This is a genomic window from Methyloceanibacter sp., from assembly GCF_050999895.1.
Classification (GTDB): domain Bacteria; phylum Pseudomonadota; class Alphaproteobacteria; order Rhizobiales; family Methyloligellaceae; genus Methyloceanibacter.
Map to the genome: position 1 here is coordinate 12,651 of NZ_JBPCOU010000088.1, position 19,894 is coordinate 32,544.

Genomic DNA, 19,894 nt, shown 5'->3' on the forward strand with positions numbered 1-19,894 from the left:
AACCAATACCCGGCAGCTCATAATTATAAACGCTTCAAGGCGGTAACAGGGCACCACGTTAAGTTGTAGCAGGCGTGTCCCAACAAGACCTTACGTCGTGGCGGTTTTTCCCGACGTTCTGACGGTGGCGGGGGGAGTGCCCACGACCTCCACCTCGAATTCGCGTCCATGACGCAGCGCCGGAATGCGGACCCGTGCCGCCTCGCTCTCGGACAGATCAATATCGGCGAAGATCACGCCGGGATCCTCGCCGGCTTCGGCCAGAACCTCGCCCCAGGGCGACACGATCATGCTGTGGCCATAGGTGCTGCGGCCATTCTCGTGCGGCCCGCCTTGGGACGCGGCAACGATGAAGGCGCCCGTCTCGATCGCCCGGGCGCGCACCAGCACGCGCCAATGCGCCTCGCCGGTCTGCCGCGTGAAGGCCGAGGGAATGGCAATGAGCTGGGCGCCTGCCGTGGCGAGCGCCCGGTACAGCGCCGGGAAGCGGAGATCGTAGCAGATGGTCAAGCCCAGGCGCCCCATGGGCAGATCGACCACGACCGCCTTCGTCCCTGGCGCATAGTTGCGGGACTCGCGATAGGTCTCGCCATTGGCCAGATCGACGTCGAACATATGCAGCTTGTCGTAACGCGCCGCGATCTCACCGTCGGGCCCGATCACATACGAGCGGTTGGCGAGGCGGGTCGCATCGACCTTGGTGGCCAGCGAGCCGATATGCAGCCAGAGGCCGAGTTCCTTGGCCAGCGCCCGGAACCGCCTGAGCGGCGCGCTTTCCTCCTCGGTTTCGGCGAGCGCGAGCACGCGCTCGCGCTGCAATTCCATGAACGAGGTATTCTCCGGCGTCTGCACATAGTCCGCGCCCAAATCAGCGGTGCGCCTGATGAGAGCCTCAGCCTGGGTAAGGTTCGGCGCGACCGAACGGCCGCAGCGGAGCTGGACCAGCGCCACGCGAAACCGCTCGCTAGAAGCTTTGCTCATGACTCGGTTTCGACGTCGTCTGGTTCGCTGGCAAGCCAAGCATCGAGCCGGCCTTGGCGATTGAGCTCGGCAAGTTCCGTGTAACCGCCGACATGGGTACCGTCGATGAAGATTTGCGGCACGGTCCTCACGCCGCCCGCGCGGTCGATCATCTCGGCGCGCTTCGGCGGATCGGCATCGACCATGATCTCCTCGAAATGGTGGCCTTTGGTGCGCAAGAGCTGCTTCGCGGCCCGGCAATAACCGCACCATTCGGTGGTGTAGAGGAGAATACGCGTCATAAGTTCAAGCCCTTGCTCATCGCCGCCCAGATAACTGGGCCCGCCATCAACTCGTTGCAAGACTAGAGGACCCACGACGCCGCTCCACGGCTCGAGCCAGCGTTAGAACGTCCACCCGCTTCGCGCCCGCGCGCTTCAGCGCTCTTGCGCAAGCTTCGGCTGTCGCGCCGGTCGTGATGACATCGTCGACAACGACAACTCTCTTATCTCGAACGCATTGCATCCGTTTCGGGTTCACCTTGAAGGCGCCCGCCACGTTGCGCTGTCGCTATTGCGGCGAGAGGCCGACCAGACTGCCGTGCGGCGGACACGCCGCAACACGAAGCAATCGACTGGAACCTCCGCCGGCTTCGAGACAAGCTGTGCAAGCAAGGCCGATTGGTTGAAGCGCCGCGTCCACAGCCGCGAACGTTAGAGCGGGACCGGCACGATCAGCTCCGCATCGGTGAGCAGCTCCGCACGCACGGTCGTAGATCGTTGGGTCGGCGATCGCCGCCGCGGAGGCGCGGGCGTGCCCGTATCGTAGGGCAGAGGCACCCCTAGGCGGTCGCAGAGCGGAGGCACGATGAAATCGATCTCGACCAGCAATCGGCGCAGAGGAGACCGTGCGCCCCGGCACACGATACAGACCGGCGGCAGAAGCAGGTTTGCAAGCGAGCCAAAAACGCGCCGGAGCTAAAGGCCTTGGCAATTCCGTGGCGCTACCCTCAAGCGCGCGCCCTGGCTCGCTGAGCGACATAAGCGCATCATAGAGCCGGCAAGGCGAAAAAGGAGAAGATGCGATGGTGGCGGCTCCATGAACGACGATCACCGCCTGTTCGACCGTAAGCTCCTGCGCGCCCGCCGCGCGCGCTTCGCCCAGGAGCTTGGCGAGCACGAGTTTCTGCTGAGCCATGTCGCCGCGGAGATTAGCGAGCGCATTGCCGCGATCCTCCGGGACTTCCCCTTGGCCTTGGACCTTGGCGCCTATACAGGCCGCCTCGGACAATTCGTGGCCGAAGTGCCGTCCGTCGGCCGCATGATCTATGCCGAAAGTGTGCCGGCGCTGGCGGCGCTTTGCCCGCGCCCGGCGTTGGTCTGCGACGAGGACTTGCTCCCCTTCAAGGATGCGAGCCTCGATCTTGTCGTATCGGGGCTTGCGCTTCACCGCGTCAACGACCTGCCCGGCTGCCTCATACAGATCCGCCGCGCGCTCCGGCCCGACGGCGTGTTCATGGCGGCGCTCCTAGGCGCCCGCTCGCTTGGCGAATTGCGTCAGGCCTTGCTGGAGGCGGAAGCCGAAAGCGAGGGCGGGGCAAGCCCCCGCGTCGCGCCCTTCGCCGATGTCCGGGACTATGGCGCTCTGCTCCAGCGCGCCGGCTTCGGCCTCCCCGTTGCCGATGCCGATATCTTGACGCTGACCTACGCCTCGCCGCAGGCGCTTATGCGCGAGATCCGCATCCTCGGCGGCGGCAACGTCTTGCTGTCCCGGCGAAAGGCCCCTCTCCCCCGGCGTGTCCTGGCGCGCGCGGAGGAGATCTACCGTGGGCGCTACGGCGCCCCCGGTGACAGGGTGAAGGCCACGTTCGAGATTGTTTATCTGACCGGATGGGGACCCGCCGACAGTCAGCAGAGGCCGCTCGAGCCGGGCAGCGCCGCCGCCCGCTTGGCCGACGCCTTGGGCACTAAAGAGCAGCCTGCCGGCGACAAGGCGGCGTTTCCGTCGCGGATTAAGAAAGACGAAGCCTAGCCCTGGAACGCGCCGTTACCCCGGCCTCGTCGGCCGCGAAACGGCGCCCCTGTGTTGCCAACCATCCGAACCACGGTGTCATCGCATCCTCAATCATAATAGGTGGCGCAAGGTCGCCTTGAGCGGCTGGTCCGCGGGAGGCATGGCGTAGCTTTCGAGTCCGTCGGCACGGACCCAGGCGAGCTCCTGGCCTTCCACGCCAGAGACCTCTCCCCGCCAGCGCCGGCACACATAAAGCGGCATCAGCAGGTGAAAATCTGAATAAGCGTGGCTGACAAAGGTCAGTGGCGCAAGATCCGCCTTCGCGATCTCGATGCCAAGCTCTTCTGCAAGTTCCCGGATCAAGGCGGCCTCGGGCTCCTCTTCCTTCTCGACCTTGCCCCCGGGAAACTCCCAAAGACCGGCAAGCGGGCGGCCCTCGGGACGCCGTGCGATCAGAACGGCCCCGTCCCCGTTGACGAGAACACAGGCCGCGACAATGACGATCGGACGCTTTTCGTCCTCGCCCATGGTCTCACCCCCTGATTAACAAGCGGTTGGCCGCCGGCCCCTATGAACGGTAATCGGCGTTAATGCTCACGTAACCGTGCGTGAGATCGCAGGTCCAGACCGTGGCTTCGCCGGCGCCCACGCCGACATCGACGCGAACGGCAAGCTCGGCGTTCTTCATATAGGCAGCGCCCTGCGTTTCCCGGTATGTGGGCGCGACCTCCCCGTCTCTCGCGACCGCGATGTCGCCGAACCAGATCGCGAGCTTGTCGCGGTCGGCCGCCTCGCCCGCTTTGCCGACCGCCATGACGATGCGCCCCCAATTGGGATCTTCCCCCGCGAAGGCGGTTTTCACCAAGGGCGAGTTGGCGATCGAGCGCGCGATCGTTCGCGCGGCGGCATCGCTCTCGGCGCCGGTGACGCGGATCGCGACGAACTTCGTTGCGCCCTCGCCGTCCTTGACGATTTGCAGCGCGAGATCGCGCATCACCTCAAGAAGCGCGGTGCGGAAATCCGCAAGCCGTGGATCGTCGCCACGCGCGATGCGCGGCGCGCCGCGCGAGGCTGCATGCCCAGTGGTGAAAACGAGCAGCGTGTCGCTCGTCGAGGTATCGCCGTCGATGGTGACGGCGTTGAAGGTGGCATCGGCGGTAGGCGTAACGAGCGCAGAGAGCGCTTCGGCCTCGATCGCGGCATCGGTGAAGATGAACCCGAGCATGGTCGCCATGTCGGGGGCGATCATGCCGGCCCCCTTGGCCATGCCGTTGATGGTGACCGTGACACCGTCGATCCGCGCCTCGCATGTCGCAAGCTTCGGAAAGGTGTCGGTGGTCATGATGGCGCGCGCGGCGGGCTCGAACGCATCGTCTTGTGCATCGCGTGCAAGCGCGGGGAGACGGGCGGTGATCTTGTCAGGATCGAGCGGCTCGCCGATCACGCCCGTCGAGGCGATATAGACGTCGGCTTCCAGGCAACCGGCGGCGGCGGCGGCGGCCTGCGCCGTCACGCGCACCGTCTCGCGGCCTTTGCTGCCGGTGAAAGCGTTGGAATTGCCGGAATTGACCACGAGCGCACGCGCCTGACCGTGGGCCAGATGGCGCCTGCACCATTCCACCGGCGCGGACGCCGTCTTGGATTGCGTCAGCACGCCCGCGACTTCAGTGCCGGGATCGAACAGCGCGAAGAGGAGGTCGATGCGGCCCGGATAGCGAATGCCTGCCGCGCATGTGGCGAGCCGCACGCCTTGGATGACCGGCATGCGTGGCAGGTGCTTCGGTGCGAAAGGCGAGATCGTGGTCACGGCAGCTCACGCGACCAGATCGGCGCGCCCGTCAGTGCGTCCCTCAGTGATTGTCTTCGACATTCTCCGAAGGATTCTCTTCGGTCTTGTCGGCTGGCACCTCGCCCCGGAACTGCGCATCCTCCATGGACTTCTTGATCTCGGGATCCAGCACCTCGATCTTGGCCCCGTCGCGCAGGCCCGTCACGATCTCCTGCGCCTTCTGCTGCACGAGCTGTCCGACGATGGCTTCCTTCACCTGATCGAAGCTCGGCAACGCGCGGTCGCGCTTCTCCTCAATCTTGATGATGTGCCAGCCGAAGGGCGTCTGCACCGGCGCGGAGATCTTGCCGACCTCAAGCGCAAAGGCCGCGTCCTCGAACGGCTTCACCATTTGCCCGCGGCCGAAAAAGCCGAGATCGCCGCCTTCGGCGTTCACGTCTTTCGACTTTTCCTTGGCAACCACCGCGAAATCCTCGCCCTTGTTCAGGCGCTCGGCGATCTCCTTGGCCTCGGCCTCCGTGGCGACGAGGACATGGCGAGCATGGATCTCCTGCTCCGGCTTTACTTGCTTGATGCGCTCGTCATAGACCTTCCGCGCGGCCTCCTCGGACACCGCATTGCGGATCTTCGCATCGAAGAAGGCGTCGCGCAGCGCTTGGCGCTGGTGATATTTCAGCCGCAGCTGGAAGGCTTCAGCGGCGTTAAGCTTGTCCTTGTCGCCGGCGGCCGCCATGAGCTCGTTCTCGATAACGTATTGCATCAAGACGCGGCGACGGTCCTCGGGCCCGTAATTGCCGAGGCGCGGACCCACTTCCGAAGCAGCAAAATCGAGGTCCGATTGTTTGATGTCAACGCCATCCACCTTCGCGACGACGGCGTCGTCGGCAGCGACGGCAGGCAGCGGACTAAGCGCAAGTGTCGCTGCAATGAGCAGCGGAGCTGACCAAGTTTTCACGAAGAGAGATCCTCATATGCGGCTCGCCTCTTGTTGCCTCTTTTAGAGTTAAGGCGAGCGGGTTGGGCTGCTTCCCCGCCGACTTCTTAAACCGGGGGCGGCGTGTTGCCAAGGGCGCCGCGCGTGCGCAGACTCCGCTGCTCAAGCTGGAAGCCCCAGCAAACGGCAGCGCCTCCACCGTTGACCGCGACGCATTATTTCTGTATCTCTAGACATATGGACACAGCCGATGCAGTCGCGGCGCTCGGCGCCCTTGCCCAGGAGAGCCGGCTCAAAGTCTTTCGTCTCCTCGTGCAGGAAGGACCAGAGGGCATTCCCGCCGGCGAGATCGCGCGGCGCCTCGAGGTGCCCCACAACACGCTGTCGTCCCATCTCGCCATTCTCGCCCGGGCGCGGCTCGTCACCTCGCGCAAGGAAAGCCGCTCCGTCATCTACAGCGTGAACATCGAGGGCACCCGCGAGCTGCTGTCCTTCCTGGTCGAGGATTGCTGCCGCGGCGCGCCGCAGCTCTGCGCTCCGCTGATCGCCTCCACGCTCGCCGATTGCTGCATAACGTAAGGGAGACCCCGCATGGCTGCCCCCGCTCAACACCCCCTCAACGTGCTCTTCCTGTGCACCGGCAATTCGGCTCGCTCCATCATCGCGGAATGCGTGCTCAATCGTTTGGGCGCAGGTAAATTCCGTGCCTTCAGCGCCGGCAGCCATCCGCTCGGACACGTCAACCCGCTGGCCCTCAATCTCCTTCGCGCCACGAATTATGATGTCTCCGGGCTCCGCTCCAAATCTTGGGAGGAGTTTGCGCAGCCAGACGCGCCTGCGCTCGATTTCGTCTTCACCGTTTGCGACAACGCCGCCAACGAGGTCTGCCCGATCTGGCCGGGTCAACCCATGACCGCGCATTGGGGACTGCCGGATCCCGCGAGCGCGGAGGGCAGCGAGGCCGAGCGCGCGTTCGCCTTCGCCGACACGATGCGCATGCTCACTCAGCGCATCGGCATTTTCGTCAATCTGCCTTTGACGGCGCTCAATAAGTTGTCCCTCCAGCATCAACTCGACGAGATCGGATTCCTCTCGACCATGTCGGCGAAAGAGCCGGCCTGAAGCTGCCTCCCGCGAGACGAGGGTGTCGCGGCCCACGGAGCCTTGCGTTGACAAGGATTGGGCCGCCTCTTATGTCTCCCGCGACCGACTGACCGGCGTTTTTTCGACGCTTTCCGCGAGTTTCATGGAACGGGCGTGGCTGGAATGATGCCACCATTCGAGCCGCCATGGCTGCGCGGTTGACCGAAGACGCCCTCCGACACTGCTCATGCGATGAGAGGCTAAATCCAGATGCTGTCCTTTGGCACCCTAGCCAGCAAGGTTTTCGGCTCCTCCAACGAGCGCAAGCTCAAGAAATACGGGAGCAAGATCGCGGCCATCAACGCGCTCGAGCCCGAAATCGAGGCTCTCTCCGACGCGGAGCTGCGCACCCGCACCGAGACCTTCCGCGCCAGGGTGCGCGAGGGCACATCGCTCGAGGACCTGCTGCCGGAAGCCTTCGCGACCGTGCGCGAGGCCGCCAAGCGGACCCTGGGCCAGCGCCATTTCGACGTTCAGCTCATGGGCGGCATGGTGCTGCATGAGGGCAAGATTGCTGAGATGAAGACCGGCGAAGGCAAGACGCTGGTCGCCACGCTGCCCGTCTACCTGAACGCGCTCGCCGGCAAGGGCGTCCATGTCGTGACCGTGAACGACTATCTGGCCAAGCGCGATGCCGCCTGGATGGGCGCCATCTACCAGTTTCTCGGCCTCACCGTCGGCTGCATCGTGCATGACCTGCCCGACGATCAGCGCCGCGCGCAGTATTCCGCCGACGTCACCTACGGCACTAACAACGAATTCGGCTTCGACTATCTCCGCGACAACATGAAATATTCCACCGCCGACATGGTGCAGCGCGGGCACTATTACGCCATCGTCGATGAGGTGGATTCGATCCTGGTCGACGAGGCGCGCACGCCGCTGATCATTTCCGGCGCCATCGACGACCGCTCCGACCTCTACACCTCCGTCGACTTCATCATCCCGAAGCTCGTCAAGGAAGATTACGAGCTCGACGAGAAGACCCGCGTCGTCACGCTGACCGAAGCCGGCAACGTGCATGTCGAGCAGCTTCTCGGGGATGCCGGGCTGCTCAAGGGCGAGTCTTTCTATGACGTCGAGAACGTCACCGTCGTCCACCACATCCAGCAGGCGCTCCGCGCCCACACGCTGTTCCAGCGCGACCGCGACTACATCGTCAAGGACGACGAGGTCATCATCATCGATGAGTTCACCGGCCGTATGATGTCGGGACGCCGCTATTCCGAAGGTCTGCATCAGGCCTTAGAGGCAAAGGAGCACGTCTCGATCCAGCCCGAGAACCAGACGCTCGCCTCCATCACCTTCCAGAACTATTTCCGCCTCTACGAGAAGCTCGCCGGCATGACCGGCACGGCGCTCACCGAGGCCGACGAGTTTATGGACATTTACAACCTCGACGTCGTCGAGGTGCCGACCAACCAGCCCATGATCCGCAATGACGAAGATGACGAGGTCTATCGCTCCGCGATGGAGAAATACCGCGCCATCATCGGGCTCATCAAGGATGCGAGCAAGCGCGGCCAGCCCACACTGGTTGGCACCACTTCGATCGAGAAATCCGAGCTTCTCTCCGAGCTTCTGATGAAAGACAAGGTCCCGCACAAGGTGCTGAACGCGCGCTATCACGAGCAGGAAGCGCACATCATCGCCCAGGCCGGCGTACCCGGCGCGGTCACCATCGCCACCAACATGGCCGGTCGCGGCACCGACATTCAGCTCGGGGGCAATCTGGACATGCTGTTGGAGGACTGGCTGACCGAGCAGAAAACAATGGGTAGCGAGCCGACCGAAAAGGACATCGAAACCAGGCGCGACAAGATCAAGGCCGAGATCGCCGAGAAGCGACGCACGGCGTTGGACGCCGGCGGTCTTTATGTCATCGGCACCGAGCGCCATGAAAGCCGTCGCATCGACAATCAGCTCCGCGGCCGTTCCGGCCGTCAGGGCGATCCTGGCCGCTCGCGCTTCTTTCTCTCCCTCGAAGACGATCTGATGCGCATCTTCGGCTCGCAGCGCATGGACGGCATGCTCCAGGCGCTCGGCCTGAAAGAGGACGAGGCCATCGTCCATCCGTGGATCAACAAGGCGCTGGAGAAAGCGCAAGCCAAGGTCGAGGCGCGCAACTTCGACATCCGCAAAAACCTGCTGAAATTCGACAACGTCATGAACGATCAGCGCAAGGCGATCTTCGAGCAGCGCCGCGATCTCTTGACCGATGCGGATCTCGGCGAGACGGTCGCGGACATGCGCCGTCACGTCATCGACGATCTCGTCGGCGCGCATATCCCTGAGAAGTCCTATGCCGAGCAATGGGACATGGGGTCTTTGCAAGAGGCGGTTCAGCACATCTTCGGTCTCGACCTTCCCCTTATCGATTGGGCCAAGGAAGAAGGCGTCGACGAAGCCGAGATTCACGATCGCTTGATCAAGGCGGTCGATGGCGCGGCCGCGAAGAAGGCTGCCGACTTAGGCTCGCAGGTCATGCGCCAGATCGAGAAGGCTGTGCTGCTACAGACCGTCGATCAGCTCTGGCGCGAGCATATTGTGACGCTGGAGCATCTGCGCCAGGTGATCGGACTGCGCGGCTACGGTCAGCGCGACCCGCTCAACGAATATAAGAGCGAAGCCTTCACGCTGTTCGAACAAATGCTCGCGCGCCTGCGCGAGGCGGTGACCGGGCAGCTCATGCATGTGCAGCTTGCACAACAGGATGAGGTGCCGCCGCTCGACGGCGCTGATCTGCCTGCGATGGAAGTGCATCACATCGACCCCATCACCGGCGAGGACGAGTTCGCGCTCGAACCCGCCAATGGTGGCGGCGATAGGCGCGGAGCGGCCAAGGCCGCACGCACACGCAAGGCCGCCGCGGTCGATCCCGCCGATCAGTCGACCTGGGGCAAGGTGCAGCGGAACGCGCTATGCCCTTGCGGCTCCGGCAAGAAATATAAGCACTGCCACGGCACCTTCGGTTAGGCCGTGTCCGCCGCGGACCGTTAGCTTAGGAATTGCCCGCCAAGCTCGGCGTGCAATTCTCTTCGATGGGCTTGCCCACATCAGCAAGCGTTCCCGGCGCCACTCTATAGCGTCCGTTGCAGACGCTGACGGCCGGCGGAATGCGGCTCGCTTCGAAGAGGTCGTAGCCCCTTTTCAGCTCCGCCCAGAAGCTGCCCCAGGGATAAGCCTTCGCGCGCGCATCGAGCTTGCGCTCGGTCATGCGGAACGGAAAGATGTGCACGGGGATGTGCGCTTCGGTTTTATCCAGCGCGGCGGTGATGAAGCGCCAGATCTCGTCGACGCCGGCATTCGTCATGGCAAAGCAGCCAACCGAGCCGCAGCCGCCATGCACCATCAGGAACGAGCCCGTGCGCCCATGCGCGCGATCGAACGCATTTGGGAAGCCGAGATTGAATGAGCGGTGCCAGCGGCTGTCTGGGTTGAGCTGCTCCGCGCCCACCGTGTAGAAGCCCTCCGGCGCCTGCCGGTCTCCCTCTTTCAGCTTCGGACCGAGCCGCCCCGACCAGCGGCAGATCGGGTAGGTCGCGAACAGCTCATAACGGCCATCTTTCTCCACCCACAGCTCAAGTTCTGATTCCAGTTTGAAGATGCGAATGAAGAGTGGATCGCCGAGGCGCACGCCCTTGCTCGCAAGCCGCTCGTCGAGCTTTGCAAGATCCGGCGAACCGCGCAGCGGCAAGCCGGACTGGTGCCGGAGCTTGTTCTCCTCGCGCTTGGCATTGATGGAAACGCGATCGAGCAGCTGCCGCCCGGCCGGGCTTGCCAGATAGAGCCCGGCGCCGATGAAGCCGACGATGAGAACAAGAGCGAGACTGCGCAATAGCATGACCCGGCAAGAATAGGGGATCGCCCCGCGGATGTCAGGCGGCAGGCTTACGGCTCTTGCGTCGGGTTATTGGAATTTATTTGCCTGAGCTCGGTGTCGACGGCCCGAGCGTGAAGGCGCGGTAGTTCTGCTTCGGCGTGCCGAAGCTCAAGCCGAGCGTGCTCCCGAGCGGCTTGGCGAGCGAGGCCTGCGACATGTTCGGGCTTTGCTTAGGCGGATTGAACGCAACCACCGGCATTTTTTGATACGCGGGACAGGCGCCGCTCGGGCTCGGCCGGACACTGCTATCGACGAAGGAGGCGTTGATCAGATAGCGCCGTTCGCAGACCGTGACGGGTGGCGGCAGGCGGGTCGTCTCAAAATAATCGTAGCCCTCTTTCAGGTTCTGCCAGAATCCGTACCACTGGTCGTCCTTGTGGCTCGCCATATTGGCGGCCGTCATGCGGAATGGATAGGCCTGGAGCGGGAATGCGGTCTGCCCCCCTGCAAGCGCCTCGCGGGCGAGAATGAAAATCTCCTCCACCACCGCATCCGTCATGGCGTAGCAGCCCGACGAGCTGCAATCGCCATGCACCATGAGATCCGCGCCGGTGCGGCCATAGGCGCGGTCATAGGCGTTCGGGAAACCGATATTGAAGGCGAGATGATATTTGCTGCGCGGATTCATCTGGTCCTGGTTGACGAGATAGAATCCTTCCGGCGCCTGTCGGTCGCCCTGCTGGACTTTCGGTCCGAGCTTCCCGGAATAGCTGCAGATCGGGTAGCTCTTGAAGAGGTAATAACGTCCGTCGTCTTTCTGCTTCCAGACCTCGAGCTCCGACTCAACCTTGAAGATGCGGATGAGGATTGGCGACTCTTCCGTCATGCCCTTCTGGGCGAGGAGCGCGCGTGTGTGCGCGGGAAGCGGCTTCATGTAAGCGGGCGAAAATTGGCCGCAGCCGGCGAGCGCGATGACCGAAGCCAGCGCGCTGCCCGCAACGACGAATTTGATCCAGCCAGAACGAAGCATACGCAGTGTCCCTTGCGCACGTCGGCTCAAGATCGAACGTGAGAGGTTAAGACGAAGTTGAGCTACCGCCGGAGTGTAGCGCCATTCCCCTCGGCTCATCCCCCCGATAACCCCCATTAGTATCAAAATCTTGAGGCGGAGTGGACTCAAAAAATGGCGCTTTTTTAGGCCATAAATCAGCTTGCCCGGCCCATGGACAGGAATTTTTCGCGCCTTTCCTTGCGAATCTCCTGCGCGGAGAGGCCGTCGAACTGCGCTAGCGCCTTGTTAATAACCACGCCCGTCGCCTGCACCACCTCGACGCCGTCGCGATGGGCGCCGCCGGTTGGCTCCGGAATGATGCCGTCGACGATGCCGAGCCGCATGAGATCCTCCGCCGTGATCTTCATATTCGTGGCGGCGTCGACCGCACGCGTCGATTCCTTCCACAGGATCGAGGCCGCGGCCTCCGGCGATGCGACCGTATAGATCGAGTGCTCCAGCATGTAGATGCGGTTGGCGGTGGCGATGGCGACGGCGCCGCCCGAACCGCCCTCTCCGATGATGACCGCGACGATGGGCACGCCGAGGCTGAGGCAGCAATCCGTGGAGCGCGCGATCGCCTCGGCCTGTCCGCGCTCTTCGGCGCCGATGCCCGGATAGGCCCCGGCGGTATCCACGAGGCAGATCACCGGCATGGAGAAGCGGTCGGCCATCTCCATCAGCCGCACCGCCTTGCGGTAGCCTTCGGGCCGCGCCATGCCGAAATTATGCCGGATGCGGCCTTCCGTGTCGGAGCCCTTCTCGTGGCCGATCACCATGACCGAGCGATCCCCCAATCGCCCGATGCCACCGATGATGGCGTGATCCTCGCCGAAATAGCGGTCGCCCGCAAGCGGCGTGAAATCCTGCACGAGGCCCTTGATGTAATGCTTGAAATGCGGCCGCTCGGGGTGGCGGGCGACTTGGGTCTTCTGCCATGGGCTCAACGCGGCATAAGTCTCTTCCAGCGCCTCCTGCGCTTTGGCCTCGAGCCGCGCCAGCTCGTCCTCGAGTGAGACCGATGGCTGCTCGCCCGCAAGGGCCTTGATCTCGGCGACCTTGCTTTCGAGTTCCGCGATCGGCTTTTCAAAATCGAGATAAGTGCGCATCAGGCTGTTTGCGGCCCCTGCTGACCAGTTCCGCGGTGCGATTCCGCGATTAAGGCAATGGCAATGTGGTTGTAAGTGGCCTCCGCGAGACACCGTGTCAACGGGCGTCAGGCCGCGGCCAGCGCTCCAAACCTAGCGTCGTTTGATTAAATGAGCCTGAGCCAGAGGATGATGCTGCTCGACAAGGCGCCGCAGCCGCTCTTCGATGACATGGGTATAGATCTGCGTCGTTGAGATATCGGCATGGCCGAGCAGTTGCTGCACGGTACGCAAATCCGCCCCCCGCTCCAGGAGATGGCTGGCAAAAGCATGACGCAGAACGTGGGGCGAGACCCTGGCCGGCTCGATGCCGGCGGCGGTTGCGAGCGCCTTCAATTCCTGGCCGAAGCGCTGCCGCGTCAGATGCTCCCGGCCATCCAGGGATGGAAACAGCCAAGGCGACGATCTCTTCCCCTCCCCGTCTCGCGCGGCGAGATGCGCGGCGAGCGCCGCCCGCGCCGCATCGTTGAGCGGCACCAAACGCTCGCGCCCGCCTTTGCCCTTGATGGTGAGCACACGGTCGTCGGTGGACAGCACCTTCCGCGGCAGTCCGAGCAGTTCGGAGACCCGCATGCCGGTGGCGTAGACCGTCTCCAGCAGCGCGTTGAGGCGCAGCGCCCGCAAGCGAGGAGCGCCGTCAGCGGCGATCTCGGCGCCTTGCGCCGCCGTCGCAAGAAGTGTCTCGACCTCGGCGAGAGAGAGAATTTTCGGCAGCGGCCGACCGAGCTTCGGACTGTCCACGGCCGAGGAGGGATCGTCGGCGCGCAGGCCTTCGGCGAGCAGGAAGCGGAAGAACTGACGAATGGCCGACAGCTTCCGCGCCCGCGACGACGGCGCGAGCCCCTTGCGACTGAGCGCAACGAGAAAGGCGCGGAGATGGTCCGCTGTGGCGGTGGCGGCGCTGGCGCCCTTGGAGGCGAGGAACGCCAGGAACTCCGAGAGGTCGAGCGTGTAGGCGTCAATCGTGTGCGCCGCAGCGCCGCGTTCCGCCATCAGCATGTCGAGAAAGAGCGCAACCTCCGAGGAGCCCGACCCTTTCGCCGCCGCCATGACTCAGCCCTTCCCGCGCGAAGGCCAGTGCGCATAAAGCGCCTCGAAGCCGAGCCGCCGCGCTTCCGCATCGAGGCCCACGCGCTTCAGGGCGCGCATCGCGTCGCCAAGTGCGATCAGGTTGGCGGCGCCGGGGCCGTCGGGGCCAAGAGCGGCGGCGGTCAACAGGATCGTGCGCCCGACCTGGCCGCTATCGGCGGCTTCCGTCAAGGTCGTGAGCGCGCCCGTCTCTGGCAGGAAGCCGTCGGCCGGCTGCGGCGCCTTGCTCGCTTCGTCCCACAAGGGAATGGGCACATTGTAGTTGAGCGCGTCGAGCACGGTGACGAGCCGATGCAGGAGCGGAGCCGGCAGCTTGCCGCTCGCCGCCACCTCGACGCCGGATTGTAGGACACCTTCGGCGCGGGGGTCGGAGGGGTCGCGCGCGGCCAGCAGCAGCTGCCAGCCTTTCACGCGGTCGCCTCCGGCATCGGCCCAGGCCCAACCGCCCTGCGCATCCCCGGAAAGCGCCGCGACCCGCACGCCCGTCTCGGCGTAGGTCGCGGCTTGCGGATCGCGCGCGAGCCCGGCATTGGCGCCTCCCAGCGCCTGCGCGAGTGGCACCTCGATGCCCGCATCCTTGGCGCTTGCCAACAGCGCATCAATGGATTCGGCACGGAATTTGGCCGCTGTCGCACCCTCCACCGCCACGAACAGCTTGGCGCGTAGCGCCGAACCGGATTGCGCGGATTTCGGCAGCTTCGCGCCAGCCTCGCGATAGGCGCGGCCGAGCGCATTGCCGGCGATGATGTTGAGGGCGGCCGCCCGTTCGGCAGCCTGAAGCCGAAGCTCCGCCGGGGCGTCCTTGTCTTGCGCGATGAGGGAGAGGAGCCGCGGCGTGGCCCTGCCTGCAAGGTCTTCGGGCAAGCTCTCCGGCTCGAGGCTGAGAAAGACATAGTCGAGCACGTCGACCCTCTGCGGCACCGCGACGGCGCGCGCGCCTTCCGTCTTGGCGAGGCGATCGACGGCGGAAGCAGCGACGCTGACATCCACGCTGCTGTCGCGGGCAAGCTGAAGCGCGACGCCCGCGCTGCCGGGATCGCCCTTGGCAGCCGCGCAATAAGCCGGGATCAGGAAGGTCGCGCGGGTGGCATCGTTGTCGGCACGTGCCTTCTCGGGTGCCGCGCCGACATCGATCCCGCAGGCTTCCTCCTTGCGGTCGAGCGCCAACAGCGCGAGCGCGTAGCGGGCCGAGGCGCCGGGATTGTCGGCGCCGGCTGCTTGGCCGAGCAGCGTGGCAAGCTCCTGCACCCGCCCTGCCCGCTCCAGCGCACCGACCTTCACCGCAAGCTCGCGCCCACCGCCACTGTCGATGGCGAGCGCGCGCGCGATCAGATCGGCAAGCGTTGGCGAGGTGGAGGGCAAGGTGATGCCCGCCAGCAGCTGTTGCAGGGCCGCGGCATCGACCCCCTGCCAGAGATCGGCAGGCAACGGACCGGCCTGAACGGCCGGCGCGCCGGGACTGTCGCCCTGAATTAAGGGTATTTGCGGTGCAATTGCTGGGTTTTGCGGTGCGTAAGCGGGGCTTTGCGGTGCAGTTTCGGGGCTTTGCGGGGGAGTGATGGAAAGTGGCGGCGGGGCCGCCAAATCTTGGGGTGCACCCGCCGGCGGCTGTGAGAGCATCGGCGGCTCCTCGGCGGCTGGCGGCGCGGAAGCGCCTTCCCCCCGACCCGGACCCGGCTGTGGAACGGCAGCGCCTTCGCCCGGCATCGGCGGATACTCCTCCTCGCTCGAAGGGTAGGCCTCTTGCGGAGGTGCTGGATAAGCCTGATTGGGTTGCGCGGGATAGGTCCCAGCGGCCGGCGGCGCTACGCCTTGCTCCGGGGCGGTCGCACCCGGGAGCGGTGGCAGCTCATTGCGCTGAATCTGCGCCGCCGCCAGCGTCGGCAGCATCAGCATCGCTGCTGTCGACAGAGCCAGACACGCTTTCGTCAGCATCCGAGGTCGCCTGCGGCGGCGGTTCGTCCGGGCGGGCGGTGACATTGCGCAGCGACTTCGAAATTTCCTTGGGCTCCGGCTGGAAAAACTCAGCGAGCACATAGAGGCTTCCAGTGATGGCACCGCCAATCACTCCTAACGTCACAAGTAAACGAAACAGTGTTGGCATCGAAGCGCGCGCCTTCCCCTCAACCGTCTTTTAGTCTCGAACAGGGCGTTATTATGGCTTCGGTCCACGCTTGCGCTTTATAATTGCGCCCATCATGGCCGATTCGAAAGCACGTTGTCAGCCTGGGAAGATGGAACCGTTCGCTGCTTCGAGCGGGGCCACCCGTAAGCTCTTTCTCGCAACCGCGATTCTACAATGACCGCCGCACTTGGAGAGGGGAAAAAGGGAGACCGGACCCAGTCTCTCGCCGCAATTCGCGACGCCTTGGGCGCACGCAGCATTGTCCTGATAGGGCTGATGGGCGCGGGCAAGACCGCCGTCGGCCGCCGCCTCGCCAATCGCCTCGACATTAACTTTGTCGACGCGGACAGCGAGATCGAGGAGGCGGCGGGACAGACCATCAGCGAAATCTTTGCCGAGCATGGCGAGCCCTATTTCCGCGCCGGCGAGCGCAGGGTCATCGCCCGCCTGCTGGAAACGGGCCCCCAGGTGCTGGCCACCGGCGGCGGCGCCTATATGAACGCGGACACCCGCGCAGCCATTAAGAGGAACGGTATCTCGATCTGGCTCCGCGCCGATTTGCCGGTGCTGCTGAGGCGCGTCCAACGGCGCGATCACCGTCCGCTACTTGCAGACGGCGACCCCCAAGTTGTAATGCGCACCCTTATGGACGAGCGCTATCCCATCTATGCCGAAGCCGACATCACGGTGGAGAGCCGCGACGTGCCGCACGACCTGATCGTGACCGCCGTTGTCGATGCCCTCGCCGAAGCGCTCGGCCGTAAGCAGCGTCCCGCGGACCAGGCAGAGCCCAGCAAGGTGCGATGATACGCGATAGCGCGAGCTCGTCGGCGGAAGACGAGCCCGAAACCACAATCACCGTAGCGCTTGGCGAGCGTAGCTATCCCATCGTCATCGGCGAGGACCTAATCTCCGCAACCGGACGCTGGATCTCCGCCACAGTGCCGAACGCGCGCTGCGCCATCGTCAGCGACAAGACCGTCGCCGCGCTGCATCTCGCGCCGCTCAAGGCAAGCCTCGACGAGGCGAAGCTCTATCTCGGCGAGGCGATCGTGACGCCCGGCGAAGCGAGCAAGAGCTTCCCGGTGCTCGCAACCCTGTCCGAAAGACTGCTGGAGCTTGGCGTCGAGCGCGGCGACTGTGTGGTCGCGTTCGGCGGCGGCGTGGTGGGCGATCTTGCCGGCTTCGCAGCCAGCATCCTCCGCCGCGGCGTGCGCCTCGTGCAGATCCCGACCACCCTCCTCGCCCAAGTGGACTCCTCGGTCGGCGGCAAGACCGGCATCGATATGCCGCAAGGCAAGAATCTGATCGGGGCCTTTTATCAGCCGGCCCTCGTCCTTGCCGACACCAATGTCCTCGACACGCTCACCCCGCGCGACTTTCGCTGCGGCTATGCCGAAGTCGCGAAATACGGCCTGCTCGGCGACGCTGAATTCTTCGCCTGGCTTGAGCAAGATTGGTCCGACATCTTCACGGGCCTGGGCGGCGCACGCCGCCGCGCCATCGAGACGAGCTGCCGCGCCAAGGGCGCGGTCGTCGCCGAGGACGAGCGCGAGGAAAGCGGCGCCCGCGCGCTCCTCAATCTCGGCCATACGTTCGGCCATGCGCTGGAAGCCTATGCCGGCTATTCCGATCGACTGCTGCACGGCGAAGCTATTGCCATCGGCATGCGGCTCGCTTTCACCTTCTCGTTCGAGCAAGGTCTGTGCCCTGCCGACGACGCCGCCCGCGTGAAGCGTCATTTCGAAGCCGTCGGCCTTCCAACCAAAATCGCGGACCTCCTGGGCGAAATCCCGACCGCCGAACAGCTCCTGCGTCTCATGGCGCAGGACAAGAAGGTCAAAGGCGGCAAGCTCGTCCTTATTCTCGTCCGCGGCGTCGGCGCGGCCTTTGTCGAACCCGACATCGACCCCGCGCGCCTGACGCAATTTCTCGAAAAGGAGTGCAAGGGCCGATGAGTATGAGCTTGGGACTGACGCTTGGCGCAATCCTCGGCCTTCTGATCGCCTCGGCCTTTTTCTCCGGCTCCGAGACGGCGCTGACCGCGGCCTCCCGCGCCCGCATGCACGCGCTGGAGCAAGACGGCAACGCCCGCGCCCGCATCGTCAACCGCCTCCTCCTCACGCGCGAGCGGCTCATCGGCGCGCTCCTTCTCGGCAACAACCTCGTCAATATTGCCGCTTCGGCGCTGGCTACGAGCGTCTTCCTCACGATGTTCGGCGAAGCCGGTGTCGCTTACGCCACCATCGTGATGACGGTAGTCGTGGTGGTGTTCTCCGAGGTGATGCCGAAAACATCCGCCATCGTGAATCCCGACCGCTTCGCCCTCGCCGTTGCGCCTCTCGTGAGGGTCGTCGTCGTGGTGTTCGCGCCCATCACGCGGACCATCCAGATACTCGTCCGCTACATGCTGCGGATCTTCGGCGCTTCGGTCAGCGCGGACACGGAAGTGTTCTCCGCGCATGAAGAGCTTCGCGGCGCCATCGAACTGCACCACAAGGAAGGCGGCGTGAAGAAGCTCGATCGCGACATGCTGGGCGGCGTGCTCGATCTGCGCGAGCTGACCGTCTCCGACATCATGGTGCATCGGACCAATATCGACGCGATCGACGCCGAACTGCCGACCGAGGCCATCGTCGATGCCGCGCTCAAAAGCTCGCACACCAGATTGCCGCTCTGGCTCGGCGAGCGCGAGGAGATCGTCGGCATTCTTCACGCCAAGCACCCCCTGCGCGCCTTGCGCGAGGTCCGCGACGATTTGAGCAAGCTCGACACCATGGCGCTGGCGACGGCGCCGTGGTTCGTGCCCGACTCCACCACCGTCAAGGACCAGCTCAGCGCTTTTCTGAAGCGCAAGTCGCACTTCGCCATCGTAGTCGACGAATATGGGGAGGTAATGGGGCTCGTCACCCTCGAGGACATCATCGAAGAGATCGTGGGCGAGATCACCGACGAAACCGACATCGCCGCAGCTTTAGCCAAGCCGCAACCCGACGGCTCTCTGGTCGTCGACGGCGCGGTGCCCATCCGCGACGTGAACCGTCTGATGAATTGGGACATCCCCGACGCGGAGGCGACGACCATCGCCGGGGTCGTCATCTATGAGGCGCAGACCATTCCCGACCCCGGGCAATGCCTTCACATTTCATGGCTTCCGCTATGAGGTGCTGAAACGGCAACGGAACCGCATCACGAGTTTGCGCGTGACGCCGACCGAGAAGAGGTCCGCCCTGCCCGCCAGCAAGGTTTCCTGATTGCCCCTACGGTTAAGGTTGGGTTTGCCAAGACCTTGAAGGCTTCGCGTAGAGATTCTTCTTGCCAACATGTCTTTTTTGAATGCTTCGTCGTCTTGGCTCAACGCATTGTCGCGGCCGGCGCCAGGCAAGAGCAAGTAGACGTCGTTCATCATTAAGACCGAGCGGGAGCTTGCCAGACTGTCAGCACCCTTCTACGCGTTTGTGTTGTCGCCTTTAGTTTCGCATTACTCGCCGCGAGCGCAGATGCGTCCTCGCTGACGCCCGCCGGCACCAGTCTCGAACAGACCGCCGCCTCGACCCTTGTCGTCGAGGCCAAGCGCAAGCTGGTCGACGGCAAGCGGAAATGCTCAAAAAAGCACGACGATGACGATGAACGACGACGATCACCACACATTGCTGTCGCCTTTTCAGTTTGAGGGTGCCGGAAACGTCCGACGCGAGCCGGCGGTTCCTTCTGGCGCGGCAATGTGACCGGCTAGGCGGCGGGAAGACTCTCTTCCGGCGTCAGCGCCTTGATGGCGAGCGCATGCGCGCGGCCAGCGAGTTCCTCCGCCAGCACGGC

The 19,894-nt window shown here is 64.4% G+C and carries 19 protein-coding genes and 1 pseudogene; 7 read left to right on the top strand and 13 right to left on the bottom strand.

Annotation, left to right across the window (positions count from 1 at the left end):
* Window positions 1–90: 90 nt before the first annotated feature.
* The 4 genes from ACR2J1_RS10030 to ACR2J1_RS10045 form a co-directional block, all read right to left on the bottom strand.
* A complete protein-coding gene (locus tag ACR2J1_RS10030; RefSeq protein WP_434019187.1) occupies window positions 91–981 on the bottom strand; it encodes a carbon-nitrogen hydrolase family protein in 891 nt (296 codons plus the stop codon).
* The gene (gene grxC / locus ACR2J1_RS10035) at window positions 978–1,262 is read right to left on the bottom strand and encodes a glutaredoxin 3 (RefSeq protein WP_434019188.1); all 285 of its coding nucleotides are present in this window, start codon (window positions 1,260–1,262) and stop codon (window positions 978–980) included. The genes ACR2J1_RS10030 and grxC overlap by 4 nt, the downstream gene beginning before the upstream one ends.
* 46 nt (window positions 1,263–1,308) lie before the next feature.
* The gene (locus ACR2J1_RS10040) at window positions 1,309–1,485 is read right to left on the bottom strand and encodes a phosphoribosyltransferase family protein (RefSeq protein WP_434019205.1); all 177 of its coding nucleotides are present in this window, start codon (window positions 1,483–1,485) and stop codon (window positions 1,309–1,311) included.
* A gap of 188 nt (window positions 1,486–1,673) precedes the next feature.
* The gene (locus ACR2J1_RS10045; protein ID WP_434019189.1) at window positions 1,674–1,850 is read right to left on the bottom strand and encodes a hypothetical protein; all 177 of its coding nucleotides are present in this window, start codon (window positions 1,848–1,850) and stop codon (window positions 1,674–1,676) included.
* Window positions 1,851–2,058: 208 nt separating this feature from the next.
* Between ACR2J1_RS10045 and ACR2J1_RS10050 the strand changes: the two genes are divergently transcribed.
* Window positions 2,059–2,991 carry a class I SAM-dependent methyltransferase gene (locus ACR2J1_RS10050; RefSeq protein ID WP_434019190.1) on the top strand — a complete coding sequence of 311 codons (933 nt, stop codon included), beginning with the start codon at window positions 2,059–2,061 and terminating at the stop codon, window positions 2,989–2,991.
* Window positions 2,992–3,084: 93 nt separating this feature from the next.
* Here ACR2J1_RS10050 and mutT read toward each other — a convergent pair whose 3' ends face one another.
* The 3 genes from mutT to ACR2J1_RS10065 form a co-directional block, all read right to left on the bottom strand.
* Entirely contained in the window at window positions 3,085–3,501 is a 417-nt protein-coding gene (gene mutT, locus ACR2J1_RS10055; protein ID WP_434019191.1) for an 8-oxo-dGTP diphosphatase MutT, read from the bottom strand.
* A 40-nt stretch (window positions 3,502–3,541) separates the two neighbouring features.
* Window positions 3,542–4,738 carry a bifunctional glutamate N-acetyltransferase/amino-acid acetyltransferase ArgJ gene (argJ, locus tag ACR2J1_RS10060; protein ID WP_434019192.1) on the bottom strand — a complete coding sequence of 399 codons (1,197 nt, stop codon included), beginning with the start codon at window positions 4,736–4,738 and terminating at the stop codon, window positions 3,542–3,544.
* An 85-nt stretch (window positions 4,739–4,823) separates the two neighbouring features.
* Entirely contained in the window at window positions 4,824–5,717 is an 894-nt protein-coding gene (locus ACR2J1_RS10065) for a peptidylprolyl isomerase (protein ID WP_434019193.1), read from the bottom strand.
* 216 nt (window positions 5,718–5,933) lie between these two features.
* On the opposite strand from ACR2J1_RS10065, the gene ACR2J1_RS10070 reads away from it, so the two are divergent.
* The 3 genes from ACR2J1_RS10070 (at window position 5,934) to secA (ending at window position 9,815) form a co-directional block, all read left to right on the top strand.
* Window positions 5,934–6,275 carry an ArsR/SmtB family transcription factor gene (locus ACR2J1_RS10070; RefSeq protein ID WP_434019194.1) on the top strand — a complete coding sequence of 114 codons (342 nt, stop codon included), beginning with the start codon at window positions 5,934–5,936 and terminating at the stop codon, window positions 6,273–6,275.
* Window positions 6,276–6,287: 12 nt separating this feature from the next.
* Window positions 6,288–6,818 carry an arsenate reductase ArsC gene (locus tag ACR2J1_RS10075; RefSeq protein ID WP_434019195.1) on the top strand — a complete coding sequence of 177 codons (531 nt, stop codon included), beginning with the start codon at window positions 6,288–6,290 and terminating at the stop codon, window positions 6,816–6,818.
* A 231-nt stretch (window positions 6,819–7,049) separates the two neighbouring features.
* Window positions 7,050–9,815 carry a preprotein translocase subunit SecA gene (gene secA, locus ACR2J1_RS10080; protein WP_434019196.1) on the top strand — a complete coding sequence of 922 codons (2,766 nt, stop codon included), beginning with the start codon at window positions 7,050–7,052 and terminating at the stop codon, window positions 9,813–9,815.
* 25 nt (window positions 9,816–9,840) lie between these two features.
* Here secA and ACR2J1_RS10085 read toward each other — a convergent pair whose 3' ends face one another.
* From ACR2J1_RS10085 to ACR2J1_RS10110, 6 genes are all read right to left on the bottom strand, one after another.
* Window positions 9,841–10,683: a L,D-transpeptidase family protein gene (locus tag ACR2J1_RS10085; RefSeq protein ID WP_434019197.1), complete on the bottom strand. Its 843-nt coding sequence runs from the start codon at window positions 10,681–10,683 to the stop codon at window positions 9,841–9,843.
* 76 nt (window positions 10,684–10,759) lie between these two features.
* The gene (locus ACR2J1_RS10090; RefSeq protein ID WP_434019198.1) at window positions 10,760–11,692 is read right to left on the bottom strand and encodes a L,D-transpeptidase family protein; all 933 of its coding nucleotides are present in this window, start codon (window positions 11,690–11,692) and stop codon (window positions 10,760–10,762) included.
* A gap of 176 nt (window positions 11,693–11,868) precedes the next feature.
* Window positions 11,869–12,822, bottom strand: coding sequence for an acetyl-CoA carboxylase carboxyltransferase subunit alpha (locus ACR2J1_RS10095; RefSeq protein WP_434019199.1), 954 nt, complete (start codon window positions 12,820–12,822; stop codon window positions 11,869–11,871).
* Window positions 12,823–12,954: 132 nt separating this feature from the next.
* On the bottom strand, window positions 12,955–13,911 hold the full coding sequence (locus ACR2J1_RS10100; RefSeq protein ID WP_434019200.1) for a site-specific tyrosine recombinase XerD: 957 nt from the start codon (window positions 13,909–13,911) through the stop codon (window positions 12,955–12,957).
* Between the two features lie 3 nt (window positions 13,912–13,914).
* Window positions 13,915–15,840, bottom strand: coding sequence for a hypothetical protein (locus ACR2J1_RS10105; protein ID WP_434019201.1), 1,926 nt, complete (start codon window positions 15,838–15,840; stop codon window positions 13,915–13,917).
* Window positions 15,800–16,054, bottom strand: a complete 255-nt coding sequence (locus tag ACR2J1_RS10110) for a hypothetical protein (protein ID WP_434019202.1) — start codon at window positions 16,052–16,054, stop codon at window positions 15,800–15,802. Before ACR2J1_RS10110 ends, ACR2J1_RS10105 begins: the two co-directional genes overlap by 41 nt.
* A 195-nt stretch (window positions 16,055–16,249) precedes the next feature.
* Between ACR2J1_RS10110 and ACR2J1_RS10115 the strand changes: the two genes are divergently transcribed.
* The 3 genes and pseudogenes from ACR2J1_RS10115 (at window position 16,250) to ACR2J1_RS10125 (ending at window position 19,329) form a co-directional block, all read left to right on the top strand.
* Window positions 16,250–16,882, top strand: a complete 633-nt coding sequence (locus tag ACR2J1_RS10115; RefSeq protein ID WP_434019203.1) for a shikimate kinase — start codon at window positions 16,250–16,252, stop codon at window positions 16,880–16,882.
* The gene (gene aroB, locus ACR2J1_RS10120) at window positions 16,879–18,033 is read left to right on the top strand and encodes a 3-dehydroquinate synthase (RefSeq protein WP_434019204.1); all 1,155 of its coding nucleotides are present in this window, start codon (window positions 16,879–16,881) and stop codon (window positions 18,031–18,033) included. The genes ACR2J1_RS10115 and aroB overlap by 4 nt, the downstream gene beginning before the upstream one ends.
* A pseudogene (locus ACR2J1_RS10125) lies at window positions 18,030–19,329 on the top strand (HlyC/CorC family transporter). The gene aroB and the pseudogene ACR2J1_RS10125 overlap by 4 nt, the downstream one beginning before the upstream one ends.
* The last annotated feature ends 565 nt before the right edge of the window (window positions 19,330–19,894 follow it).

Excerpts from the sequence above, each read along its gene's own strand:
- ACR2J1_RS10030 (WP_434019187.1), bottom strand. The coding sequence starts at position 981 with ATGAGCAAAGCTTCTAGCGAGCGGTTTCGCGTGGCGCTGGTCCAGCTC.
- grxC (WP_434019188.1), bottom strand. The coding sequence starts at position 1,262 with ATGACGCGTATTCTCCTCTACACCACCGAATGGTGCGGTTATTGCCGG.
- ACR2J1_RS10040 (WP_434019205.1), bottom strand. The coding sequence starts at position 1,485 with ATGCAATGCGTTCGAGATAAGAGAGTTGTCGTTGTCGACGATGTCATC.
- ACR2J1_RS10050 (WP_434019190.1), top strand. The coding sequence starts at position 2,059 with ATGAACGACGATCACCGCCTGTTCGACCGTAAGCTCCTGCGCGCCCGC.
- mutT (WP_434019191.1), bottom strand. The coding sequence starts at position 3,501 with ATGGGCGAGGACGAAAAGCGTCCGATCGTCATTGTCGCGGCCTGTGTT.
- argJ (WP_434019192.1), bottom strand. The coding sequence starts at position 4,738 with ATGCCGGTCATCCAAGGCGTGCGGCTCGCCACATGCGCGGCAGGCATT.
- ACR2J1_RS10070 (WP_434019194.1), top strand. The coding sequence starts at position 5,934 with ATGGACACAGCCGATGCAGTCGCGGCGCTCGGCGCCCTTGCCCAGGAG.
- ACR2J1_RS10075 (WP_434019195.1), top strand. The coding sequence starts at position 6,288 with ATGGCTGCCCCCGCTCAACACCCCCTCAACGTGCTCTTCCTGTGCACC.
- secA (WP_434019196.1), top strand. The coding sequence starts at position 7,050 with ATGCTGTCCTTTGGCACCCTAGCCAGCAAGGTTTTCGGCTCCTCCAAC.
- ACR2J1_RS10085 (WP_434019197.1), bottom strand. The coding sequence starts at position 10,683 with ATGCTATTGCGCAGTCTCGCTCTTGTTCTCATCGTCGGCTTCATCGGC.
- ACR2J1_RS10090 (WP_434019198.1), bottom strand. The coding sequence starts at position 11,692 with ATGCTTCGTTCTGGCTGGATCAAATTCGTCGTTGCGGGCAGCGCGCTG.
- ACR2J1_RS10095 (WP_434019199.1), bottom strand. The coding sequence starts at position 12,822 with ATGCGCACTTATCTCGATTTTGAAAAGCCGATCGCGGAACTCGAAAGC.
- ACR2J1_RS10100 (WP_434019200.1), bottom strand. The coding sequence starts at position 13,911 with ATGGCGGCGGCGAAAGGGTCGGGCTCCTCGGAGGTTGCGCTCTTTCTC.
- ACR2J1_RS10105 (WP_434019201.1), bottom strand. The coding sequence starts at position 15,840 with ATGCTGCCGACGCTGGCGGCGGCGCAGATTCAGCGCAATGAGCTGCCA.
- ACR2J1_RS10110 (WP_434019202.1), bottom strand. The coding sequence starts at position 16,054 with ATGCCAACACTGTTTCGTTTACTTGTGACGTTAGGAGTGATTGGCGGT.
- ACR2J1_RS10115 (WP_434019203.1), top strand. The coding sequence starts at position 16,250 with ATGACCGCCGCACTTGGAGAGGGGAAAAAGGGAGACCGGACCCAGTCT.
- aroB (WP_434019204.1), top strand. The coding sequence starts at position 16,879 with ATGATACGCGATAGCGCGAGCTCGTCGGCGGAAGACGAGCCCGAAACC.